The organism is Rosistilla oblonga (assembly GCF_007751715.1).
GTDB lineage: Bacteria > Planctomycetota > Planctomycetia > Pirellulales > Pirellulaceae > Rosistilla > Rosistilla oblonga.
Map to the genome: position 1 here is coordinate 4,551,711 of NZ_CP036292.1, position 21,317 is coordinate 4,573,027.

Here is a 21,317-nt window from a genome sequence, read left to right on the forward strand (position 1 = left end):
AAACGTAAATTGCGCGACATATTATAAATCCTCCGTGACGGATCGACGCGTGTGTCAATGCGACAGCTGTCCGAACCTGGACCGCGTCACGCGTCTGGAATAAATGGTGTTTTTGTTTAGATACGGCTCGTGCGGTCGACGCCGTATAAGGTGGGATTGGCCACTAGTTTCATCGGCTCCCCGGGGGGTGAGGGTCTTTTATCCTTCTGCACAAAGCTTGTGGAGTGGCGGGAAGTCCGAGGGATAGGATGAGTGTGCCGGATTGATTGGATTTGCCGATTGTGGTGATAATACCCCCCAGGCCAGCGTAGTCGTCGGAACTCCTATCCCTCCGTCTCACGACGCCTCTTTTCGCGACTTTTTTGTTAAATCGCATGACTTCATTGAACTATCGCGACGGCACTCCCCCGGCTTTCGACCACGGAATCACTCCATGAACCAAGCATCTTCAACCACCAACACCACTCCGCGGGTCGTCGTCGGGATCGGCGGTGGCATCGCCGCGTTTAAGGCAGCCAGTCTGGTCAGCCAGTTGGTGCAAGGCGGTATCGAGGTTCGCGTCGTGATGACAGCCGCCAGCGAGCAGTTCATCGGAACCAATACGCTCGCTGCACTCTCGGGACATCCCGTTGCAACGACTGGCTACGCCCCAACGATCTGGCCACTGGGGCCGCACATCGAACTGTCCCGCGATTGCGATCTGTTATGCATCGCCCCGGCAACCGCCGATCTGATCGGCAAGTTCGCCCACGGGATCGCCGACAACCTGCTGACGACGCTCTATCTGCAAGCCACCTGCCCCGTGTTGATCGCCCCGGCGATGAGCGATCAGATGTGGAGCAAACCGGCGGTCCAGCGGAACATTCGCCAATTGGCAGAAGATGGCGTCCAACAGATCGGTCCCGAAGAGGGCTGGTTGAGCTGCCGGAAACGTGGGGCGGGTCGGATGAGCGAACCCGACGCGATCGCACAGAAGGTGCGTGATCTGATTTCACAAGCTTAAGCCAAACAGCCCGTTCAACGGACAGCGTTTGGAACCCGTTCGCTGGACTTTCCAGCCGGCTCGGTCAGCTTTGCAAAATAGACAGCGCACGCAGCCCCGAACAGAATCGAACCGATCGCGACGCAGGTCATCAGAGCGCTGCGGAACTTCCGTTGCCGCGCCCGCTCTGCATCGCTGACCAATGTGGTCGTTAGCATCTTCTCCGCCAAACGATCGGCAAACTCTTGCCCGTTGACGCTCTCGCGAGCCAACCCCACCTGCAAGATCCGATCGATCGTGATCCGCGTCGACCCCAGATAGATCGCATCGCCGGAGACCACGCGATGATGACGCACCAAATTGTCGGGGCGATTCAACGCCACGCCGTTGGTGCTGCCACAATCTTCGATCCACAACGCGGTCCCATCGTCGATCAACCGAGCGTGCCGTCCCGAAACGTTCGGCTTATCCAACACGACGTCGTTGTCTTGCGAACGACCGATCGCGATCACCGATTTAAACTCGATAAGATCGACAGGCCACAACATCTCTACCGTTTCGCCCAACATGATCGAAGACCCGCGGCGAATCGGCTTCGGACCGACGTAGGGAACTCCATCGATCCAGGTTCCGTTTTCGCTGTTGACGTCTTGGATCGACAACCGATCTCCCGTCCGCGTCAATTGACAATGGTGCTTGGAAACCTTGGGATGGTCGATCACGACGTCGCAATCGTCGCCGGATCCGATCAACCAGCTGCGGTTGGAGGGTTCGATATTGTTGACGGGCTCGATGGTCATGCTGCACAGAAAAGAAAAGGAGTCCAAACAATCCGAGGCTTCGTTAGGCGATGTCGCCACCAACTGTGGCAGATCAATGTTCTAATGTCAGGTATCGACCGCAGCGCGATCGCGGCTGGCCACTCTGGCCAACGCCGCCTTACGACGTGCTGGCCAATTCGCTGAAAACCAAACACTGAAAAAACCTGTCACCAAGCAATGCGTTCACCTAGCTTAAGGTTTCGCCGTCGCTTTTGGTGCGGCGGGACGATCGAGCGCCCAGCCGATGGCGTTTTCTAACATAACGCGAAAACCGGGCTGTTCGAAGTCGCTCGAATGTCCCAGCGATGTATAAAACGATCGCCCGCCGTCGGCGCGAGTGAAAGTCCACGCCAGCGGTTCGGCAGGCAATCCCTCGTATTTGCCGGTCATCAACACAGTGGTTCCGCTGGCCAATGGCGATACTTTATAGAGCGATCCGCCCGAGACATAGGGCATCCGATCGACATCCTCCAGAATCGGATGCGTGATCGCGGCGAAGGTGACTTGCGGCAACAACTTGTTCCCATGGTGTCCGGTATAGTTGCCGCCAAAGACATCGGGATCAAACGTCGTCCACTGCGAATAACCTTCGGCCGGGTCGACGTTGCGAACATGAAACGCATGGCTCGCCGTGCGGATTCCCACGACCGGTTTCCCCGCGGCGATGTGTGCTCGCACGCGTTCCAATTGCTCCGTCTTCAGCGTCCGCCGGCGCACGCTCACAAATAGAAGGTCAGCCGATTCGATCACCTCGCTGCCGCGCAGATCGTTTTTGTCTTCGGCATCGGCGTAGACAAAACTAACGCGATACGACTTTCCGAGCGGCTTGACCGAATACGCCAACAGCGACTTGTCGGTCGCATACTCGCGTTCGGCGACCAGCATCACCACGTGAGGCCGATCGTCCTCGGCGTATCGGAACTCGCTGCCACCGATGATCTGATCGCTGGTGATCGTCGGGCAGACAAACTTTTCGATATGCTCGACGATCAAGTCGGTCCCGGTGAAGTGACTGACCTTTGGCTCCGAAGCCGGATTGTACATCGTGTCGGTCAAATCGCGGATCAATACGGCGTTTTTGCCGTTTCGCACCATCTGACGCAGTCCAAACGGTCGCCCCAACACGCACATGTTCGTGTGCACGCCGGCCAGGATCACGTTCTTGATCCCCGCGGCTTCCATCACGTTCCAGATCTCCGTTCCCGAATCGCTGATGTAGTCGCGACCAGCGTCGATCTTCAGCACATCGATCTGGCGACTCCATGGCGACAGCGGCTTGAGCCCCTTCGCTGTCAGCTCTTTCACCCAAGCCTCGTATTCGACGGGATCATCGTCCCGCCCGCCGTCGCTCTGATCGATCGGATAGACGCCCGCTTCCTCCTCTGGAATCTTGTAGCACCAAGCGTTGATCTCTTTAGGAAGATTGCTCGCCTTGGGGGCGTCGATCGCTCGCTTTCGCGCTTCGTGATCGGCGTAGAAATCCATGCAACCGCTAGGCGAATGAATCACGGTCACCCCTTCGCTGCGAAGCTTTTCGACGACTTGCTGCAACCGCGGGGCAATCTGCTTTTCTCGCCGCACCGCGTTTTGGCTACTGTGAACATCCCACATGTCGCACAAGATGATCGCCGTCTCTTTCGGATTCCAAGCGGCGTCGCGATGCAGCGTGTGGAACAATCCCGAATCTTGATCGGTTTGCGTCCGATACCGCAGGCTCAGCGAAAGCGGATCGGCGGCAAGTGTCGAACGTCCCACGCCGACAAATCCCAACAGCGTGAACAATACAAGAACGCGACGGATCCAACTCATTTCATAGGCCTCGGATTTTTAGCAGTTCGGTTTTCCAGAAACGCATCATACCACAACCGCCCTAAAATGAGGCGTCGATAATTTTCTGGTAGTCCGTCGGCGCGACGATCGTTTCCCCCGCCGCGATCGCGTCGAGGTCAAACGATTCGACAAACTCTTGCGGTTGGATCGGTTGCCACGATTCGATCAGTCCCGCCGACCAAAGCGCCCAGCCGACGATCGATTCGGGCCGCGCGCCACGCTCGCGAAAGTAGCTCAATCGCGTGTCGCCATGCCGCTTGGCCAACCGCCGTCCATCGCTGCCGACCACCAATGGAACGTGGACAAACTGAGGCAGCGGATGTCCCAACGCGTCGAACAGATCGATCTGCCGAAAGGTGCTCGACAGCAGATCGTCGCCGCGGCAGACCTCGGTGATTCCCATCGCGATGTCGTCGGCAACGACTGCCAATTGATAAGCCGCTTCGCCGGTCTTCCGCGTCACGGGGAAATCGCCCAGCTCCGCATGCGGGATCTTCGATTGCGGCCCCGCGACGCGATCGACAAACGAAACGCGCTGCCGCCGCGATCGAAAACGCCAGCAGAAATGGCCGGACTCGGGCAGCGGATCCCCCACGCGCCAGCCGGCACAGGTGTCGGGATAGACCGGTCCATCGTGCGCTTCGTGCGGCGCCGAAGCCGCCTCTTCGATATCCTTCCGCGTACAAGCACACGGATACAAGAGCTCCTGCTCTCGCAATCGATCCAAGATCGCGCTGTATCGGTCGATCCGCTGCGTCTGGATATAGGGCTGGTGCGGGCCGCCGATGTCGGGCCCTTCGTCCCAATCGAGCCCCAGCCATGCGAGGTCGTCGATCGCTTGCTGCACCGCCCAAGGTTTCACCCGCGGCGAATCGATATCTTCGATGCGGAGCACCACGCGGCCGCCGCGACTGCGGATCGAGAGCCACGCGAGGATGTAAGTCCTCGCGTTGCCAAGGTGCTGCGCCCCGGTAGGCGACGGAGCCAAGCGACCCACCGGCGGTCCGTTCTGCGGCATCGAAGCGAAGCCTTCCAATTAAAAGTCCGCGTTGCCAGGCGTCCGTGGAAACGGGATCACATCGCGGATGTTCGCCATCCCGGTCGTGTATTGCACCAAACGCTCCAACCCCAGTCCGAATCCGGCGTGCGGGACCGTGCCGTAGCGACGCAGGTCCAGATACCACCAATAGTCCTCTTCGCGGAGATCCATCTCGGCCATCCGCTGCGTCAGCACATCCAACCGCTCTTCGCGTTGGCTGCCGCCGATGATTTCACCGACACCGGGAACCAGCACGTCCATCGCAGCAACCGTCTTCCGGTCGTCGCTCAACCGCATATAGAACGGTTTGATCGTCGACGGGTAATCGGTCAGGATCAACGGCCCGGCGACATGCTTCTCCGTCAGGTAACGCTCGTGTTCGGCTTGCAGGTCGGTTCCCCACGCGATCGGGAATTCGAACGACTCACCGCAGTTCTCCAAGACCTTGATCGCATCGGTATAGGTCATGTGTTGGAACGGTGTTTCGGCGACCTTCCGCAGCGATTCGATCAATCCTTTTTGAATTCGCTGATCGAAGAACTGCAGGTCTTCGTCGCAGTGATTCAGCACGTCGGACAAGATCTTCCGCAGGAACGATTCCGCCAGAGCCATATCGTCGGCCAGATCGAAGAACGCCGCTTCGGGTTCGATCATCCAGAACTCCGAAAGGTGGCGGCTGGTGTTCGAATTCTCGGCTCGGAATGTGGGGCCAAACGTATAGACTCGGCCGAGCGCCGTCGCATAGGTCTCCGCTTCCAATTGGCCGCTGACAGTCAGGAAGGAGGGTTTGTCGAAGAAGTCGAATTCGTAATTGACCGGACCGCCCGACTTGGCCAATCGGTCCAGATCCAACGTCGTCACCTTGAACATCTCGCCAGCCCCTTCGCAATCGCTGGCGGTGATAATCGGCGTATGCACGTACAGAAAGTTGTTCTCGTGGAAGAACTGATGGATCGATTGGCAGATCTGGTTTCGCACCCGAGCGACGGCGCCAAAGGTGTTCGAGCGAGCCCGGATGTGAGCCCATTCACGCAGTTTTTCAAACGAGTGGCGTTTTTTCTGCAGCGGAAAATCGTCGGCCCAACCGAGCACCGTCACCTGCGAAGCTTGGATCTCCGTCGCTTGTTTCCCTTCGGAAGCTTTGACCTCGCCCTCGATCGCGACGCTGCAACCAGCCGACAACCGCTGGATCTCGTCCTTGTAGTTCGCTAGATCGGCGTCGGCGATGACTTGGATGTTCCCCATGCAACTGCCATCGTTGATCTCCAAAAAGCTAAAGCCCCCTTTGGAATCGCGGCGGGTGCGGATCCAACCTTGAATCAAAACCGTCTTGCCAACATGCGCGGCATCGCGTGCGTCGGAAACGAACATTTTTTCTAACGGCATCAGAAGATCATCCTTGCCAAATCGGGGTGCATCGTTTGAAAGAAACCGATTGTATCGACTCGGCTGCGATTGAACAGCGAACCACGGGGCGAGGCGCTCGCCTCAGCGGTTGTTCGCTCACCAACCACCGGCGGTTTACACCGCCGGCATTAGATGTGTCGGCCTCCGGCCTGTAGTGCAGAGACAGGGACTGTAGCACTCCCCAATCAAACATCCAGTTTTCAGGCTGGAGGCCGACACAAGCAAAGACAACTACTTCACCCACTCGGCCAACTGTTCTCGAAAGATCTTCGAGTTGTGGCGGATGTCGACTGGCAACCGCTCGGGATAGATCCGGATGTCGGTGATCTCGGCCGTGTGAGGATGCGACTTGCCGATCGCGTGCAGTGCGTCGATCAAAGCCTGCTCTTCAGCCAGCGATTTTGGACGCCGATCGGCGTGCGGTTCGACGATCAAGACCGGCGTCTGCTGGCCGCGAACACCATGCCCGACCAATGCGGTCCGATAGACATCGGGATGTTCGTTGAAGACAGCTTCGCAACAGATCGTGAACAGCGTCTGGGACGGCGTCTCCACGCGATGAGCCTTCCGGCCGCAGAACCAAAAGCGATCCTGATCGTCCAAGTAGCCAACGTCTCCCATCCGGTGCCAGATCCGCGAGCCATCCTGCACCTTGTGAATCGCGTTCTGATCCTGGCGAGTTACATAGTTCCGCGTCACCACGGGTCCGCTGACCATCAGCTCGCCGATCGTCCCCTGCGAAACAGGTTTTGCGTCGTCGATCTCGGCTATCGGACCGTCGTCGATCTCGACAACCTGCCACATCATGTCGGCGAATCGATGGCCGACACACGTTCCCTTCCCCTGGCGAGTCTTCGCGGCCGTTTCGTCCAGCACCTCGCGAGATTCGATCGATGCAACGGGAAGCGATTCGGTCGCTCCATAGGGCGTGAAGACTTCGCCTTCGGTATGGATCATCTTACGCACCGCCGCCAGCGTTTGCGGAGGAACCGGCGCACCGGCGGACAACACGCGGCGTACCGTCGGCAAAAAGATCCCGCCACCGACGCAGTGCTTGCTGACCGTATGCCACAGCGCCGGTGAACCAAAGGCCTGCGTTACTTTCCAGTCGCGGATGGCGGCCAAGATCTTTTCGGGATCGGCATCGGCGGGCCGCGTCGGATCCATATCGGGAATCACCGTCGTCACTCCCATCACCGCGTCGAATAATCCGAACAACGGGAAACATGCCAGGTCGACAGTCCCCGGCGTCACGTTGTACTGCTGTTGAATCAACCGCACCTGATGCTCAAACGTCCCGTGCGTGTAAGCAACACCTTTGGGCGGCCCGGTGCTGCCGGTGGTGAAGATCACCGCCGCCGATTCCGTTTCGGAAGTGACCGGCAAATCGAGAGCCTGTTCGCCCAGGGCTTCGATCTTCGATAACGCCACGCCACCGATTGTGATCGGTCCACCGACACAGATGTTTTGCTTGGCGTCGGGAAAACGCTTCCGGTACAACAGCCGCGCGACCTGCGCCTTGGGGATTCCAACAAAACCCTGCGGCTTCGATTCGGCGAGGCATTCGATCAGGTTCTTCTTCCCCATCCCGGGATCGACGAGAACTTGCACCATCCCGGCTTTTAAGAGAGCGAGAACTAAACGAATGAAGTCGATCCCAAAGGGGACCAACATCGCCAACCGTGTTCCCGGCGCGATCCCGTGCCGCAACAACCCCCGCGCAATCCGAGTCGATTGTCGATCCAGGTCGGCAAACGTGATCGTGTCGTACCGCGGGCGTCGGCCGGGTTTGGCAAAAGCGATCGCGACCTGATCGGGCTGCGACCTGGCAAACGCCGCCAAGCGATCGGCGACGTTGCAGCGAACGGTTTCCTCGATGGATGATTCTGTCATGGGGATCTGTTGGGGTTACGATCGATGTTCGAGGATTATAAAACGCGTTGCATCACGAGCCGACGACGGGGATCGGCGCATGAAAACTATCGATGATCCGATCTGCAAGGTTCTCCTGGATCACACTTTGTGCCCCTTTCCAACCTGGCACGCCGTTGACTTCAAGCACATAGATCCGCCCGGCAGCGTCTTGGATCAGATCGATCGCGGCGACGTGCAATTGCAGCGACCGGCAAACCGTGGTCGCGAGTTCGCGAAACGCCTCAGTCACCGCGACCTGTTCACAAACAGCGCCGCGCGAAACATTGGTCCGCCAATCATCTGGATTCGTTCTTTGCACGGCCCAAAACAAATCGCCGGCGACAAATAGACGAAGATCTTGCCCGTTACAGGGAATATATTCCTGCTGGTAGATCACCGCACCAAGCTGTTGGAGCGTCGTAAAGGTGGTCCAGGCCAGTTCACGCGTTTCGATTCGCATCACGCCGCGTCCCTCGCCGCCAAACATCGGCTTCACGACCACCGGCCCGTCGAATTGCTCAAAGGCCGACATCGCATCGGATCGCGTCTGCGAAACCGCGGTCCGCGGCACGGGCAAGCCGAGCCGCTGGAGTCGCGCGGTCGTGGCGTATTTGTCGATCGCGATCTCGAGGGCGCGAGGTGGATTGGCAACGCGCACTCCCGCTTCTTGCAGCGCGTGCAAGATGCTCAATCGAAACGTCACCTGTTCCAAAGTGCCCAGCGGCATCGTCCGCGTCAGGACGACGTCGAACGCATGCAGATCGCCCGCCGGAGAATCACAACGCAGCAGATCCCCGTCACCGACCAGCGACGACAACGCTTCGTAGTCGGTGAACGCGATCGAATCGCCAGCGTTCTCGGCGGCGGCACGCAATTGGTTCGCATGCCAACCGCGATCGGGCCCGAGCACTAAGAACTTCATTACGACTTACAACCGAAAGACGCTTCCAAGATGTCGGGCCTCAGTTGACCAAACGTCCGACTGATCCCGCTGCGCAGATTCACAAACGTGACCACGGCGGGGCTGAACAAATGCGGATCGACTTTGAAGAAATCGAATTCGTAAGACGCGAAGATCTCGCCAAACGTCTTGCCATAATCGCTGGAACTGTTGCTGGGAACCTTCGGTCCGATCTCGTCGATGACCGCTTGGTCGGCGTCGACGAACAGCGTGACCGATCCGCCGTAAAGGATCGCATCGTTTGTGCGGCCGATCCCATCGATCGACTTCAGCGCCGGCGGTGGCAATGGCGCACTGCCGGTTGCCGACAGAACATCGTTGACGTCGAAGCCAACTTCGTGCAGCTTGTGCATCGCGGTCTCGACGCTTCGCGCGACGACTTGCATGTTCCCGGCGATACTGGTTGTCGGTGCGATCAGAATCGTCAACAGTTCGGGCTCGATCGAACACTCCTCAGAGATCTTCAGAACCGCAGCTTCGGTTGGATAGGTGTCAGCTTCCAACACCGCCACTCCGATCGCTCCACTCTCGGAGAGCCCCAGTTTTTCAAGCAGTTGTTCTTTGCCACGCAACAGGCGAATCGGGCCACTGACCATCGCCGAATAATCGCCGACCGAAAGAGGCCACCCGGCATATTGGCAGGCCAGACATGCACCGACAGGGTTATCGGTCGCCACCTTCACAACAACTCCGGTTCCAATCGCTCCCGGTTCGGCGGCGGCGAAGACGTCAGCTGCCGCTCCCAAGCAGACATCCGCTAGCATCTCGCCGGCGACCAGCCCCCCGCGGTGCTCGATACCGAGATCGAACAGCGTCGCGCCCCCAATTGTCGTCGAACCGACGCGATATTCTGCGAGGTTCTCTTCCAGGTCGTTGGCGGTCTGAAAGGCGGCTTGATTGAACTGAGTCATTAAATTCCTTCGAGGCAAAAAACGTCGAACATGGTCGGAAACAGGCGCACAAACAAACGGAATCGCTTGAAAAAAGCCCGTTGAAAAGTGGAGGTAATGTTGGGAAGCGAACCGAGCAAAAAAGGCACAGCCGGCTTCGTCAGAAAAAAGCTAATTCAAAATGGTCTCAATCGCCGAACTAACCTTTGCCGTCAGCCTCGGCTGACCTAAGATTACGATTGTGGGACATGAATTTGTTCTACGCATCCTTCAGATTGCATTCCGGCAGAGAGACCAATTTAATCGGGTTGACTCGTATCAATTAAGGGCTAGTGCAGTAGCACGTCCGATACCTGTCATTCTCCCAGCGGCTCCGTTTTTGCCGCAATAACTGAGGGATAACCATATGGCCGGTCATCTTCATTTATGGAGATGACCGGTTTTTTTTATGCGCCGGTGCCGATCGGACCTAAAGGATCCCGCGGACCGATAGGTTGTTCAACCGTCGCGCGACATCGGTCAATCCATCCAAGACGACCTGGTCGTAGGTCCGTCCGTCGCAGGTATCCAAACCGTGGCCGGGATCGAGATTGCGCAAGCCTTCGAGCGCTGCATCTTCGTGATGAAAGACTTCGACAAAAGCTGTCTTCAGTTTCCCGGTGCGAGCACATGCAGTTAGCAGCGCGCCGATCCATCCATCGTCAGTCGACAGACAACCGCGCGTCGTCTTGGCCGATGCGTGGAAGATACCCAACCCGTCGCCATCGGCGATCTTTTGGATGATCGCTTCGTTCTCAGGAATCGACAGAGTTGAATCGCCACAGTGAGCGGCGTCGACCATCACCTTGAAGAACGACTTGCCGATCTCTTTGTTGACAGCTTCGACAAACGTCCAGATCCGGCCGATGTCGGTGAAGGTCTTGAATTCCCCACCGCGAAGGAATTCGATGTGCCACGCTTTGACCGGCGAACCATCCAGTTCCGCTTCTTTAAAAGCACGGCTGTGAACGCGAACGTTCTGCGCGACCGCGGCGGTGAACTCGTCACCTTCCTTACGCGTCGCGCCAGGCTTCAACCACTCTTCGACCGACGTCGACGAAACCGTTTCGATGCCGTGCTTCTTCGCCGCCGACAAACCGTCGACAAGAATCTCCACCACCGCGTCTTCGTCATCGGGATTCATCGGATCGGCGCCGCCGACCATCATGATGAAGTGGACCTGCAGCTTCAGTTCGCGGAAACCGTCGACCATTTCTTTGACGTCGTCTTCGTCGAGTCCCGGGAAAAACGGAACTTGGACGCAGCTGATGCGGACCAACGATTCGCTGCACAGCTTCGCCATGTTGGCGACGACAACCAATTTCCCATCGGCGCCGCGTGGCAGCTTGCCCGCTTCGTCGGGGACCAAGCCTCCGACAAATTTCAGATGCGTGGGGACAACCCCGAGATCGACGTTCGGTTTCAAAGAAATGCAATCGGGCATGGCTCGTGAATTCCAGGGAACGGGTTGGAGGGTGAGTTATATCGCCATGATGATAAACTCTTCACGAACCGTGCGTAAGCACATTCGATCACCGCTGCCACCGATCCCGTCACGCGCCCCGAATTCGTCGCGGCGCAATTAACCGCGATCGACGCCCGCTAAGACCTCAGCCGCTGCTTGGCTCTTGTTGAGCACATACAGATGCAGCCCGTCGATGCCACGGCGAATCAGATCGTTCGTTTGCTGTTGGGCGTGTTCGATGCCAACTTTCAATTGCCATTCGGCCGAATCGTTTTCGTTGAAACGATCGACCAATCCTTGCGGCAACTTCGCCTTGCACATCGAAGCGATCCGCTGGGCCTGCGCGAAGTTGGTGATCGGCAACAGACCGGGGATAATCGGAATTTCGATCCCGGCAGCTTGGCAAGCGTCGCGGAAACGGAAGAAGTCATCGTTGTCGTAGAACAACTGCGTGACGACACAATCAGCCCCCGCATCGACTTTGCGTTTGAGATTCTCCATGTCGACATCGGCGTCGACAGCTTCCTGATGAACTTCGGGATAACCGGCGACCGCGATCCCAAACTCGGGGAACTCGGCGTGAATCATCTCGACCAGTTCGTTGGCGAACCGGAAACCGCCTTCAACTGCGGTGAACGAGGTCTCTCCCTTGGGCGGATCGCCGCGCAGCGCGACGATGTAGTCGACGCCGAGGGTTCCCGCTTCGGTCAGGTAGCTGCGCAGTTGGTCCTGAGTCGAACCGACGCAGGTCAGGTGCGATGCGACAGGTTTACCAGTTCGCCGTTTGACTTCGCGGACCACATCCAACGTGCTGTCGCGAGTCGAGCCGCCGGCGCCGTAGGTGCAGGTAAAAAAGGCGGGATCGAATTGCTTGAGACTGTCGACGTGTTGATACAACGATTCGAAGCCCGCCGGTGTTCGCGGCGGAAAGAGTTCGAACGAGATGGGGCATCCACCGCCACGAAATAACTGAGATAGCGACATAAGGACAAGCAGGGAAATCCAGAGGATCGAAATTTGGAACGCAAAGCGGGCTGTATTGTTACGAATCCCGCGACGTCCAACAATGACACCGCATCGAGAGCTTAGCAGAGCTGCCCGATCAGGCCCACGCGAACAGCGGGATGCCAGCCAACATCGCTAACAACAGCGTCCCGACGATGTAGAACCCGGCATGCACGACGCCGCCACCGGTTTCCAATTCGAAAGTCGTCACCGAAATCAAAGTGCCAACGGCCAACATCGCTGCCAACGCGACTAAGACCGCACCGATCGGCATCTCGGCGACGCTGTCGTAGTCCATCACATAGGCGGGGACAAACGCGTAGAGCGCCCAGAGCAGCGCGAACAGCACCGAACAGATGGCGACGCGGGCCTGAAGTTCGCGTCCGTAAAAAGGTTCCAGTTCCTGCTCGCGAGCAAACGTGTAGCCGGACCAAACTAAAGGCGGAGCCAGCAACAGCGCACCGAGTGGCGGAATCCAGCCCGGCACCGATTCCATCGACCGAATCACGACCGCCGCGATGATCGCCGCAACGATCGAACCGGCGACGGCGAAGATGCCGAGCTTGGTAACTCTCACCTCTTCGCGCATAATCGGCTTCAGAACGCTCTTGCCCGTGGCATCCTTAGGACCATCGTCCGCGGGCGCATGAACGACGACCTCTTCGGTTTTGTCCGGGATCTGGATCGTCGCCTTGCACTTGGGGCAAGGGCCTTTCTTTCCAGCAAATTTATCGCTGACGTTGAATCGCGTCAGGCACTTTTCACAGGTAACTCGAATTGCCATGTCGAAGAAGGGTTGTCCCGTATCGCGGTTCGTCAGCAGCAACCCACAATAACCGAGCTGCCATGATGGATAATGAAAAGTCGTCAGATACTAGCGAGCCCGACGTGCCGAGCGATAGTCTCGCCGATGTCGCCCCCTGTTTGCAAGTCGACGAGCCACCGGTGCATGTTGTACTGTACCAGCCCGAGATTCCACAGAATACCGGAAACATTGGTCGGACGTGCGTCGCCGTTGGTGCCAAATTATGGCTTGTGCGGCCGTTGGGTTTCAAAATCGACGAGCACAGTGTTCGCCGAGCCGGCGTCGATTATTGGCATATGCTGAATCTGCAGCTTGTCGATTCGATCGGCGAAGTCCAACAAGCCCTGCCGCAGCGGAAGTTCTGGTACTTCAGCCGCTTCGCCCGACGCAGTCTTTGGGAAGCCGAAATCGACCTCGGCGATGCGATCGTCTTCGGCCGCGAGTCGGCCGGATTGCCCGAAGAGATTCTCGATCTCGATTCCCCACAAGCGATTCGGATTCCCACGACCGAACAGGTTCGCAGCTTGAACCTTTCGAACACCGCGGCGATCGCCGTCTACGAAGTTCTACGGCAACATGGCCGACTGGGATAAGCCATTCGGGGCAGAATTCATCCAAGGAGCGAAGTCGCACGCCGCATGACCAGCTGCCTGAGGAGGGGGAATTACCCCCTCGCGAGGTCACTAAATCCGGGAAATATCGACGTTTAGCCATTTCCGTAGGTGCACAGCTGGTTACTATAAGATCGATGCGACTGACACCTTTTGATGAACATGCTTACAGATGCCGAGAACTTGGATGCCTAGCCTAGTGGGTGGTTATCGAGCTAGCAGAGCGCTGACACCGCTACTGCTTTCAGAGCGTCAACTGAGCCGTGAATTAAACCGCGAACGGCTCCGCGCCGATCGTCGTCAGATCCCATTCTGTTTGATCGATGTCGTTTTGGCCCCCGAAAATCGACGGCCGCGCGACGTCAAGCGGCTCGCTCGCCTGTTGCACCGTCGCCTGCGGACGACCGATACGCTCGGTCATCGCGGGCGCGTCACCGTTGGCGTCCTCTTGACCGACACGCCCGAACAGGGGGGGCGGATCGTCGTCGATGAATTGCAAGAACTGCTGTTGGACGCCCGACTCGACTGCGACTTGGAACTGTACGCGTACGATCCCGATGCGTGGCAGCAACAGCAACTGTTCGATCCTCCCGACGATCACCAACCTCCATCGGGCCACTTAACGCCCCCTCAGCCGACGGCTGCACGCCGCCGTCGAGTTGCGAAGCGTTTGGTCGATGTGGTCGGATCCAGCCTGGGCCTGCTGTTCGCTTCGATCCCAATCGCGCTGGCCTGCGTTGCCATCCGATGCACCTCTGCCGGCCCCGCGATCTTCCGCCAGGTCCGCGAAGGCGCCGACGGGAAACCATTTACGATCTACAAATTGCGGACGATGCGTTGCGATGCCGAACACCATCAAGCGAACCTGCGACAGTTGAGCGAGCGCGATGGACCGGCGTTTAAGATCAAAGACGACCCGCGGATCACCAGCGTTGGCAAATGGTTGCGAGCGACCTGCATCGACGAACTGCCGCAGTTGGTCAACGTCTTGATCGGCCAAATGTCATTGGTCGGTCCGCGCCCGCTGCCGTGGGCGGAGAGTCGGGCCGTGGCCACGTGGCAGCGACGGCGGCTGGATGTCAAACCCGGCATCACCGGCAGCTGGCAGACATCGAAACACGAATCGATTACGTTCGACGATTGGATGCGGATGGATCTCCGCTACATCGATCGCGGTTCGAATTGGCTGGACATGAAACTGATCGCCAAGACGATGATCGTGCCGGTCAAAGCTCGCGGCAACCACTAGGTCGCCGCCGCACTTTGGACCCCTGTACGCTCGCGCATCATTCGGCGCGGCGAACGCCAACTGTCAACAAGAGGTTGGCGAAGATCGCTTGGTCGCCGGTCTGAATCGTTAAGATATGCTCGCGCGATCGCACTGCATCGTAGAACTGCATCTGCTCGATCGGTTCCAGCTGGACATCGCTTTTCGCATCGGCAAACAACTTGCGAAACTCATCCCACACGGGCGGATCGGCTGGCAAAGCGTAGGGTCCCGATTGCGGATACATCATCGTGTTGGCGGCATCGATCGGGATCGCCGTCAACAACGTCGCCAGGACTTGGCAACACGAAACCAGTCCCGGCGCGAGGTTCAGACTGACAAGTTCGGCGCTGGGTCCCAACGTGTGATACGCGGGATAGTTTCCGTCGGCGATCAAGACTTTGCTGTAGTGTCCGCCGCGGGCCAGGACTTCGTTGATCTTGGGATGCAATAATTCGTGTTTGAGCATAACAGGGAAAGGTCGTTGCGGTTTAAGGTGCTAGGCCGGGATCGGGCTGCCAAATATACATAAACGTTGGCAGGCGTGAACGCATCAAACCAGGAATCTGTGGCATCGCCATCAATTGAGTTGGTTCGTTTGGCGTCGTGGCGTAAGGAGTTCGCGCCTTGTCTTGCTCGCGATGCAGCATCACAACACACGCGTTGGGATCGCCAGCGTAAGCTCGTGCCGCGGCGATCGCATCGTCGATATATCCGACTTGATCGACGACGCCCAACTTCTCTGCTTTTGTTCCGGTGAAGATCCGTCCGTCGAAAATCTCTACGTCGGGATGGATGCGTTGACGCGATCGCAGCACGACCTCTTTGAACCGCGCGTTATATTGTTCGGCGATCTCGGTCAGCAGTTCCTCTTCATCCTCTTCCAAAAATCGCTCGGGCGATCCGATGTCGACAAACTTTCCAGCCCGGATTGTTTGCCCGGCGACATTAAACTGTGCCATCGCATCTTCGAGGTTGTACAGATTTAAGATCACGCCAAACCCGCCGACGATCGTTGTCGGATGAGCCACGATCTGATCCGCTGCGGTGGCCAACAGGTAACCGCCACCGGTTGCGATGTCCATCAAGACCGCAACGATTGGCATCCCGGTTCGCTCGCGGAACGCCTCCAGTTCGCGACGCATGATGTCCGACGCGGTGACGCCGCCGCCGTAGCTGTTGATCCGAATGATGACCGCCGAAATATCGCCTTCGCGTTCGACCTGATCCAACTTCTCGCGGAAGATATCCAACGGGTTGTCACCCATCGAACCGATCCCCGCCTGGTTCTGGTTGACCAGCAAACCATCGACATCGATCAAAGCGATCTTGCGGCAGCTGCCCGCTTGCACAGGCATCGTCTTCAACGGCGAACGATCGCGTAGCACTTGCGGCTGCATCGCGATCGGATCGGCGGAGACATGCACCTTCGCGGGCACCAACCGAATCAGGTTGTTGGTTCGAAGTTCATGCTTGCCACATCCAACAGTGCAAGCGATCGCGGTACAGAGAATCAAGAGGCGTGACATACTGCGACTTTGCTGAGCGGTCCCAACGGCGCGGAATCCATTCCCAGCGCCCTGCCTAGGGGATCGGAAATCCAAGCAGCGTCGTCGCAACAAACCCTTCTGGTCCGCAGCTTTCCCAAATGCTAGCGGGCGGATTCGGGCTCGTCATACCGCCTGCGTCGACTTTGCCGAGTCGCTCTCTTGCCGCCAGAGTTGCCTGCGGACGAAGTCGCGGTCATCGGTTCGACCGAATCCGAAGCAGAGACAGCAGCCGATAGTGAACAGCCCGAACTGCACCATCTGCATCTGGACCACAAATCCATCCAACGAATTGGAGCCCAACGAACCGACAAATTGACGCAGCGTTAAACTTTGCCCAGTCGATCCAACCAGCGCCGTGGCGATCCAAGAATAGAGCAGCGATCCGCCGAACAAGACAGCTACCAAACAGAGCGCCCTGATCCGCACATGCGATTCCGCTAGCATTGCCGACGCTGCGCCGAGGTACAACAACACAAACAACGGCACCGCCAACAACTGCGGCGCGACCATCGGCAACTCGTAGGCTCGCGCGGCCGACAGCAACATTGCGACCACCGTTGTCGCTACGAGAATCGATCGGATGGTGAAACGATAGCGTGTCGGAAGCGCTGCATTGGACTCCCGTCCCCAGTGCCACGCCGGGACGCCAAGGATTGTTGAGAACGTACCCTGCAGAACCAACAAGCCACCTAACAACAACATATACCGCAACGGTGTTTCACGCCAACAGATCGCCATAAACAGGACGTGCCACAAAAAGGAGAGCCCTCCAAATAAGACACGCCGCCAGGAGAAGGTCGCCGAGAAGCAGACCGATGCGGTCATCGAACATCCGAGCCACATCAGCCCGATCCAAGCCGCTTGGCCGAAGGGCGAACCATAATAGAACAGCACCCACATCCCAAACACGACCTGCAGGACCAAGATCGTGATCGCCCCCAGAATGCTGAGCGGACCAATCCGAGGATGTATCAGCTCACCGTTGGACATCGGACGACTCCACGCGTTGGGTGGAGCGGTCGGCGAGCTTCCGACGCGGTCGGAACGAAAGAGAGGAATCGATCACAGGGGTTACCGGGGGCTGCAGGCGAATTCGCGGAAGCCCCCATTAAATCGATTCTCGCGGCCGATGGCTACCGCCGTGCGGTAGCCGAGCTTGGCAAGCGGGATTGCCGAAAGAAGACCTCCCAGCCAACGGGGCTGCGGAGGTTCAAACCGCTACCGAGCGAACTAAGCTGCCGCCGTCTCGGGCAGGCTGTCGTGACCAGCCATCGACGCCGTGATCCGTTCGAACTCTTCGGGGTTGGCGAAGTGGACGACGATCTTTCCCTTCCCCTTCGCGGTCTGTTTGATCTCGACCTTGGTTCCCAGATCCATTCGCAGTTGCCGCTCAAGCGACGAGATCTGCGGCGACGTGACCTGTTTCTTACGAGCCGTGGGCGCCGCTTGGCCCCCCATCTCTTCGTCCTCTTCGGCTTGCAAGATGTCCGAAACATGCGACTCGGTCTGCCGCACCGACCACTGTTCCTTGATGATGGTTTGCGTCAGTTCGGTCTGCAGGTCCTCATCGCCCAACGGCAGCAACGCCCGAGCGTGGCCCGCGGTGATCGTTTCCTCTTGGATCGCTTCAAGCACGGCTTCGGGCAATTCCAACAGCCGCATCAAGTTGGCGACCGTGCTGCGATCGATCTTCAACCGCTTCGCCAATTCGTTTTGCGGGCACCCGTGCTGATCGATGTAATTGCGGAACGACATCGCTTTTTCGACAGCGTTGAGATCCTTGCGTTGCAGGTTCTCGACGATCGCCAACTCGGCAACCATCCGGTCGTCGGCTTCGCGGATCTCGGCGCGAACGGTTGTCATGCCGGCATGAATCGCCGCCCGCAAGCGACGCTCACCCGAGATCAATTGGTACCGCTGACCATCGCGACGAACGATCACCGGTTGCAATTGTTCATGCGACTTCAGGCTCTCCGCCAACGCCGCGATCTCGGTGGTGTCGAATTGTCGTCGCGGCTGAAACGGATTGTTGTCGATCTCGTAGACGTTCAAATGAACGGCTTGTCCCGCAGCGGCGGACGCTCCGTCGTCGATGTCGCTTGGTTCAAGTTTGGTCGGTCGCTGGCCCGCTGATCCGCCGGCCTCGGTTCGCCGCGGTCGCGGTTCGGTCGCCAAACCGATATCTCCACCCTGTTCGTTTTCGATCGGTGTGCCCAACAGCGCCGCCAATCCTTTTCCTAGTCGTCGATCCTTAGTCACGGCCGAGTACCTCCATGCAGAGCTGAGTGTAAGCGTAGGCTCCGCGCGATCGCGGAGAATACTGAAAAATGTTTTCGCCGTGGCTTGGTGCCTCGGTCAAAGCGACATCGCGCGGGACAACCGTGTCGAACACGATCTCGCCAAAAAATTCTCGAACCTCCGAATCGACTTCGTGTGTCAATTCCAGACGAGGATCGTACATCGTTAACAAGATTCCTCCGAAGGTCAGCCGACCGTCGGTGGCTTGAATTGCTTCGCGTATCACGTGGATCATTTGGGTCAGCCCTTCCATCGCAAAATATTCGCACTGGATTGGCATCAAGACCTCCGTCGACGCAGCCAACGCGGCGCGGGTCAACGTCCCCAGCGAAGGCGGGCAATCGATCAACACGTGATCATAAGAGTGCAGCCCGGTCTCCAGGTGGCTCCGCAACAGCGACGCCTCCGACCCGGTCGCCTTGGCCAACTGGTCGACATCCTGGAACGAACGGCTGCCGGGCAATAGGTCCAAGTTGGATTCGCTCGATTCCAAAATGCTCTCGCGGAGCGTTTGAGGATCGATCAGCGGGTGCCGCGGTGCGGGAGCATGTCCCAATGCACTGGTTGCGTTGCACTGCGGATCCATATCGACAAGCAGCGTCTTGTAACCGCCCCGGGCGAGCCCCGCGGCAAGGTTGACGGCGGTCGTGGTTTTCCCCACGCCACCTTTCTGATTCGCTACGCACAGGATCCGACCCATCGTGTTTCGCATTGTCGAGCGGTCAGTCTCGACGCGAAGCCTCCTTGATGATTTGTGTTCGCAGCCATCCTAGCCGCGGTCGGAGAACGCACTTTTACCCTCGAGCGATGCGTTCTCCCGTGGTCGCATTCTAACGCGGAAGTGCAAAAAAGCAGAATGCCAGTTTTAGCGGCCGCATGTTTCACGGGAAACGTTGCCGGTTGAAGCGGCTGTTTCGCGCGATCGCAGCGGAAAAATCCACGCTTTCGCGACAGCTTACGCCGCACGAATCATCGCCGATCCAGAGCTCGCCGGATGGGATAAGAAGGCACCGCCGGGCGACTAAAACTCCCCACGGTGCGATTTTCCAGAATCGACCACCTCCCTACGGGCAGCCGTTTCGATTTGGGCGATCCTCGTCGCCCCATCGCTCTAACGCCGGTTCAGCGGATTAAAGACCAGTCCGGTCAGCGGCGCGTGCGCCAAGTGGAACGCGTTTGCCGGCAGTCGTTCCTCTTGCACCGCGATCGTCTCCATCGCGTCGACATCGATCGGCGGGATCAATGCGGCGTATCGGCAACCTTCGTCGTCGCTGATCGCCGCGACCACATCGTCGATCGTGCGACACTCTTGGATCGACGGCGAATCCTCTGCCAACAGCTCGGGGACGATCAAGTGATGCAACAGGTTGATCGACAGTTCGCACCATTCGTCGCTCGCCTGCGGGCAGCGCTTCCGCAAACGTTCAGTCGCTGCTTCGTTCGCCTCGCATAAAACCCAGCGTCGATCGCCGCCACAATAGATCGCCAACCGTCCTTGATGGTCACGGCCGGAGATCGGCGTCCAAGCGACCTCTGCCGCATCGGGCCCTTCGACGATCGTGTTGCACGTGAAACACTCCGTAATCCGCGCAACCAGTTCTTCGCTGGTCAGTGGTGCCCCGCCGCGAACGACGCGGTGAGTCGAATCGAGCAGGTCGCCCGAATCCTCCAACCTCAGCAACAACGTCAGCGCAAAGTTGGCGGGATGATCGTTTGCGACCGGCCCTTCATGATCGTTCAACCAGTTCAGATATTTCCGACTGGCCGCTAAGTTATCCTCCCCCGCGGCGATCAAGACAGGCGACGGGCCGAGGATATTTTGAATCGATCCGATCGTTCGTTCGTCGTTGATCGGCCAGATCGAATGCCGGACTCCGGCATCGTCGACGCACGTGATCTCCAGTCCCTCTTGGATCGCCGAATCCAACAGGTCCTGCAGGCGATCGTCCGGATCCGAACAAAGGCCAACGATCGGGCTGAGGTTCGCCGCGCACCGCCGCGTTAACTCGTACCGCGCTTCGACGACGGAATCGATCGTTTCGGTGGCGGTATACAGTCGGCGGTCTTCGGGCGAATCAAACCGCACGCCGCACAAGATCCCTCGTCGGCGAACCGTTTGATCTCCGTCGGGATAGGTCTGTTGATAGATGTAGATCTCGGCGGCCGCTTCGTGTTGCAAGACGCCTTCGGATTGCCAACGTCGCCAAAAGCGAGCCGCCCGCTCGTCGCTGCTGCCAGCAACATCGCCCGGTTCGTCCCGGTTGGCGATCAAGCGGACACAGCTTGCCGGATGCCGCTTATATAAGATGTCCTGCCGCTGGGGATCGATCGCATCGGCTGGAGGAGCGACCACGTCGCTCAAGTTGCCGACGTGGCCAAGATTGTAACGCAGGGCTCGGATTGCGGAAATTTCCGGCATGGAGACTTTGGGGG

At 58.3% G+C, this 21,317-nt stretch carries 19 protein-coding genes; 3 read left to right on the forward strand and 16 right to left on the reverse strand.

Annotation, left to right across the window (positions count from 1 at the left end):
- Nucleotides 1-433 precede the first annotated feature (433 nt).
- Nucleotides 434-1,003: a flavoprotein gene (locus CA51_RS16045; protein ID WP_145122257.1), complete on the forward strand. Its 570-nt coding sequence runs from the start codon at nucleotides 434-436 to the stop codon at nucleotides 1,001-1,003.
- Between the two features lie 14 nt (nucleotides 1,004-1,017).
- On the opposite strand, the gene CA51_RS16050 is transcribed toward CA51_RS16045, so the two are convergent.
- The 10 genes from CA51_RS16050 to CA51_RS16095 form a co-directional block, all read right to left on the reverse strand.
- Nucleotides 1,018-1,782, reverse strand: coding sequence for an FHA domain-containing protein (locus CA51_RS16050; protein ID WP_145122258.1), 765 nt, complete (start codon nucleotides 1,780-1,782; stop codon nucleotides 1,018-1,020).
- A gap of 213 nt (nucleotides 1,783-1,995) precedes the next feature.
- Nucleotides 1,996-3,612, reverse strand: coding sequence for a ThuA domain-containing protein (locus CA51_RS16055; RefSeq protein WP_145122259.1), 1,617 nt, complete (start codon nucleotides 3,610-3,612; stop codon nucleotides 1,996-1,998).
- A gap of 61 nt (nucleotides 3,613-3,673) precedes the next feature.
- Entirely contained in the window at nucleotides 3,674-4,651 is a 978-nt protein-coding gene (gene gluQRS / locus CA51_RS16060; protein WP_145122260.1) for a tRNA glutamyl-Q(34) synthetase GluQRS, read from the reverse strand.
- A gap of 18 nt (nucleotides 4,652-4,669) precedes the next feature.
- Nucleotides 4,670-6,058, reverse strand: a complete 1,389-nt coding sequence (gene asnS / locus CA51_RS16065) for an asparagine--tRNA ligase (RefSeq protein WP_197451227.1) — start codon at nucleotides 6,056-6,058, stop codon at nucleotides 4,670-4,672.
- Nucleotides 6,059-6,310: 252 nt separating this feature from the next.
- Entirely contained in the window at nucleotides 6,311-7,972 is a 1,662-nt protein-coding gene (locus CA51_RS16070) for a fatty acid CoA ligase family protein (protein ID WP_145122261.1), read from the reverse strand.
- Nucleotides 7,973-8,024: 52 nt separating this feature from the next.
- Complete coding sequence (locus tag CA51_RS16075; protein WP_145122262.1) at nucleotides 8,025-8,915, reverse strand: ATP-grasp domain-containing protein; 891 nt, start codon at nucleotides 8,913-8,915, stop codon at nucleotides 8,025-8,027.
- Complete coding sequence (gene mch / locus CA51_RS16080) at nucleotides 8,915-9,865, reverse strand: methenyltetrahydromethanopterin cyclohydrolase (protein WP_145122263.1); 951 nt, start codon at nucleotides 9,863-9,865, stop codon at nucleotides 8,915-8,917. The genes CA51_RS16075 and mch overlap by 1 nt, the downstream gene beginning before the upstream one ends.
- A 448-nt stretch (nucleotides 9,866-10,313) precedes the next feature.
- A complete protein-coding gene (locus CA51_RS16085) occupies nucleotides 10,314-11,327 on the reverse strand; it encodes a hypothetical protein (protein WP_145122264.1) in 1,014 nt (337 codons plus the stop codon).
- A gap of 138 nt (nucleotides 11,328-11,465) precedes the next feature.
- Nucleotides 11,466-12,332, reverse strand: coding sequence for a methylenetetrahydrofolate reductase [NAD(P)H] (gene metF / locus CA51_RS16090; protein ID WP_197451228.1), 867 nt, complete (start codon nucleotides 12,330-12,332; stop codon nucleotides 11,466-11,468).
- 118 nt (nucleotides 12,333-12,450) lie between these two features.
- Nucleotides 12,451-13,137 carry a zinc ribbon domain-containing protein gene (locus CA51_RS16095; RefSeq protein ID WP_145122266.1) on the reverse strand — a complete coding sequence of 229 codons (687 nt, stop codon included), beginning with the start codon at nucleotides 13,135-13,137 and terminating at the stop codon, nucleotides 12,451-12,453.
- A 65-nt stretch (nucleotides 13,138-13,202) separates the two neighbouring features.
- Here CA51_RS16095 and CA51_RS16100 point away from each other — a divergent pair, with 65 nt between their 5' ends.
- Entirely contained in the window at nucleotides 13,203-13,751 is a 549-nt protein-coding gene (locus CA51_RS16100) for a tRNA (cytidine(34)-2'-O)-methyltransferase (RefSeq protein ID WP_145124201.1), read from the forward strand.
- 205 nt (nucleotides 13,752-13,956) lie between these two features.
- Entirely contained in the window at nucleotides 13,957-15,018 is a 1,062-nt protein-coding gene (locus CA51_RS16105) for a sugar transferase (protein WP_231745733.1), read from the forward strand.
- A 37-nt stretch (nucleotides 15,019-15,055) separates the two neighbouring features.
- Here CA51_RS16105 and CA51_RS16110 read toward each other — a convergent pair whose 3' ends face one another.
- The 6 genes from CA51_RS16110 to CA51_RS16135 form a co-directional block, all read right to left on the reverse strand.
- The gene (locus tag CA51_RS16110) at nucleotides 15,056-15,505 is read right to left on the reverse strand and encodes an RbsD/FucU family protein (protein WP_145122267.1); all 450 of its coding nucleotides are present in this window, start codon (nucleotides 15,503-15,505) and stop codon (nucleotides 15,056-15,058) included.
- Between the two features lie 22 nt (nucleotides 15,506-15,527).
- On the reverse strand, nucleotides 15,528-16,565 hold the full coding sequence (locus CA51_RS16115) for a S49 family peptidase (RefSeq protein WP_197451229.1): 1,038 nt from the start codon (nucleotides 16,563-16,565) through the stop codon (nucleotides 15,528-15,530).
- Nucleotides 16,566-16,709: 144 nt separating this feature from the next.
- On the reverse strand, nucleotides 16,710-17,576 hold the full coding sequence (locus tag CA51_RS16120; protein WP_145122268.1) for a hypothetical protein: 867 nt from the start codon (nucleotides 17,574-17,576) through the stop codon (nucleotides 16,710-16,712).
- Between the two features lie 240 nt (nucleotides 17,577-17,816).
- Nucleotides 17,817-18,845 (reverse strand): ParB/RepB/Spo0J family partition protein, encoded by a 1,029-nt coding sequence (locus CA51_RS16125; RefSeq protein WP_145122269.1) that lies wholly within the window; start codon nucleotides 18,843-18,845, stop codon nucleotides 17,817-17,819.
- On the reverse strand, nucleotides 18,838-19,584 hold the full coding sequence (locus tag CA51_RS16130) for a ParA family protein (protein ID WP_145124204.1): 747 nt from the start codon (nucleotides 19,582-19,584) through the stop codon (nucleotides 18,838-18,840). Before CA51_RS16130 ends, CA51_RS16125 begins: the two co-directional genes overlap by 8 nt.
- Before the next feature lie 411 nt (nucleotides 19,585-19,995).
- Nucleotides 19,996-21,303 carry a DUF1015 family protein gene (locus CA51_RS16135; RefSeq protein WP_145122270.1) on the reverse strand — a complete coding sequence of 436 codons (1,308 nt, stop codon included), beginning with the start codon at nucleotides 21,301-21,303 and terminating at the stop codon, nucleotides 19,996-19,998.
- Nucleotides 21,304-21,317: the final 14 nt, after the last annotated feature.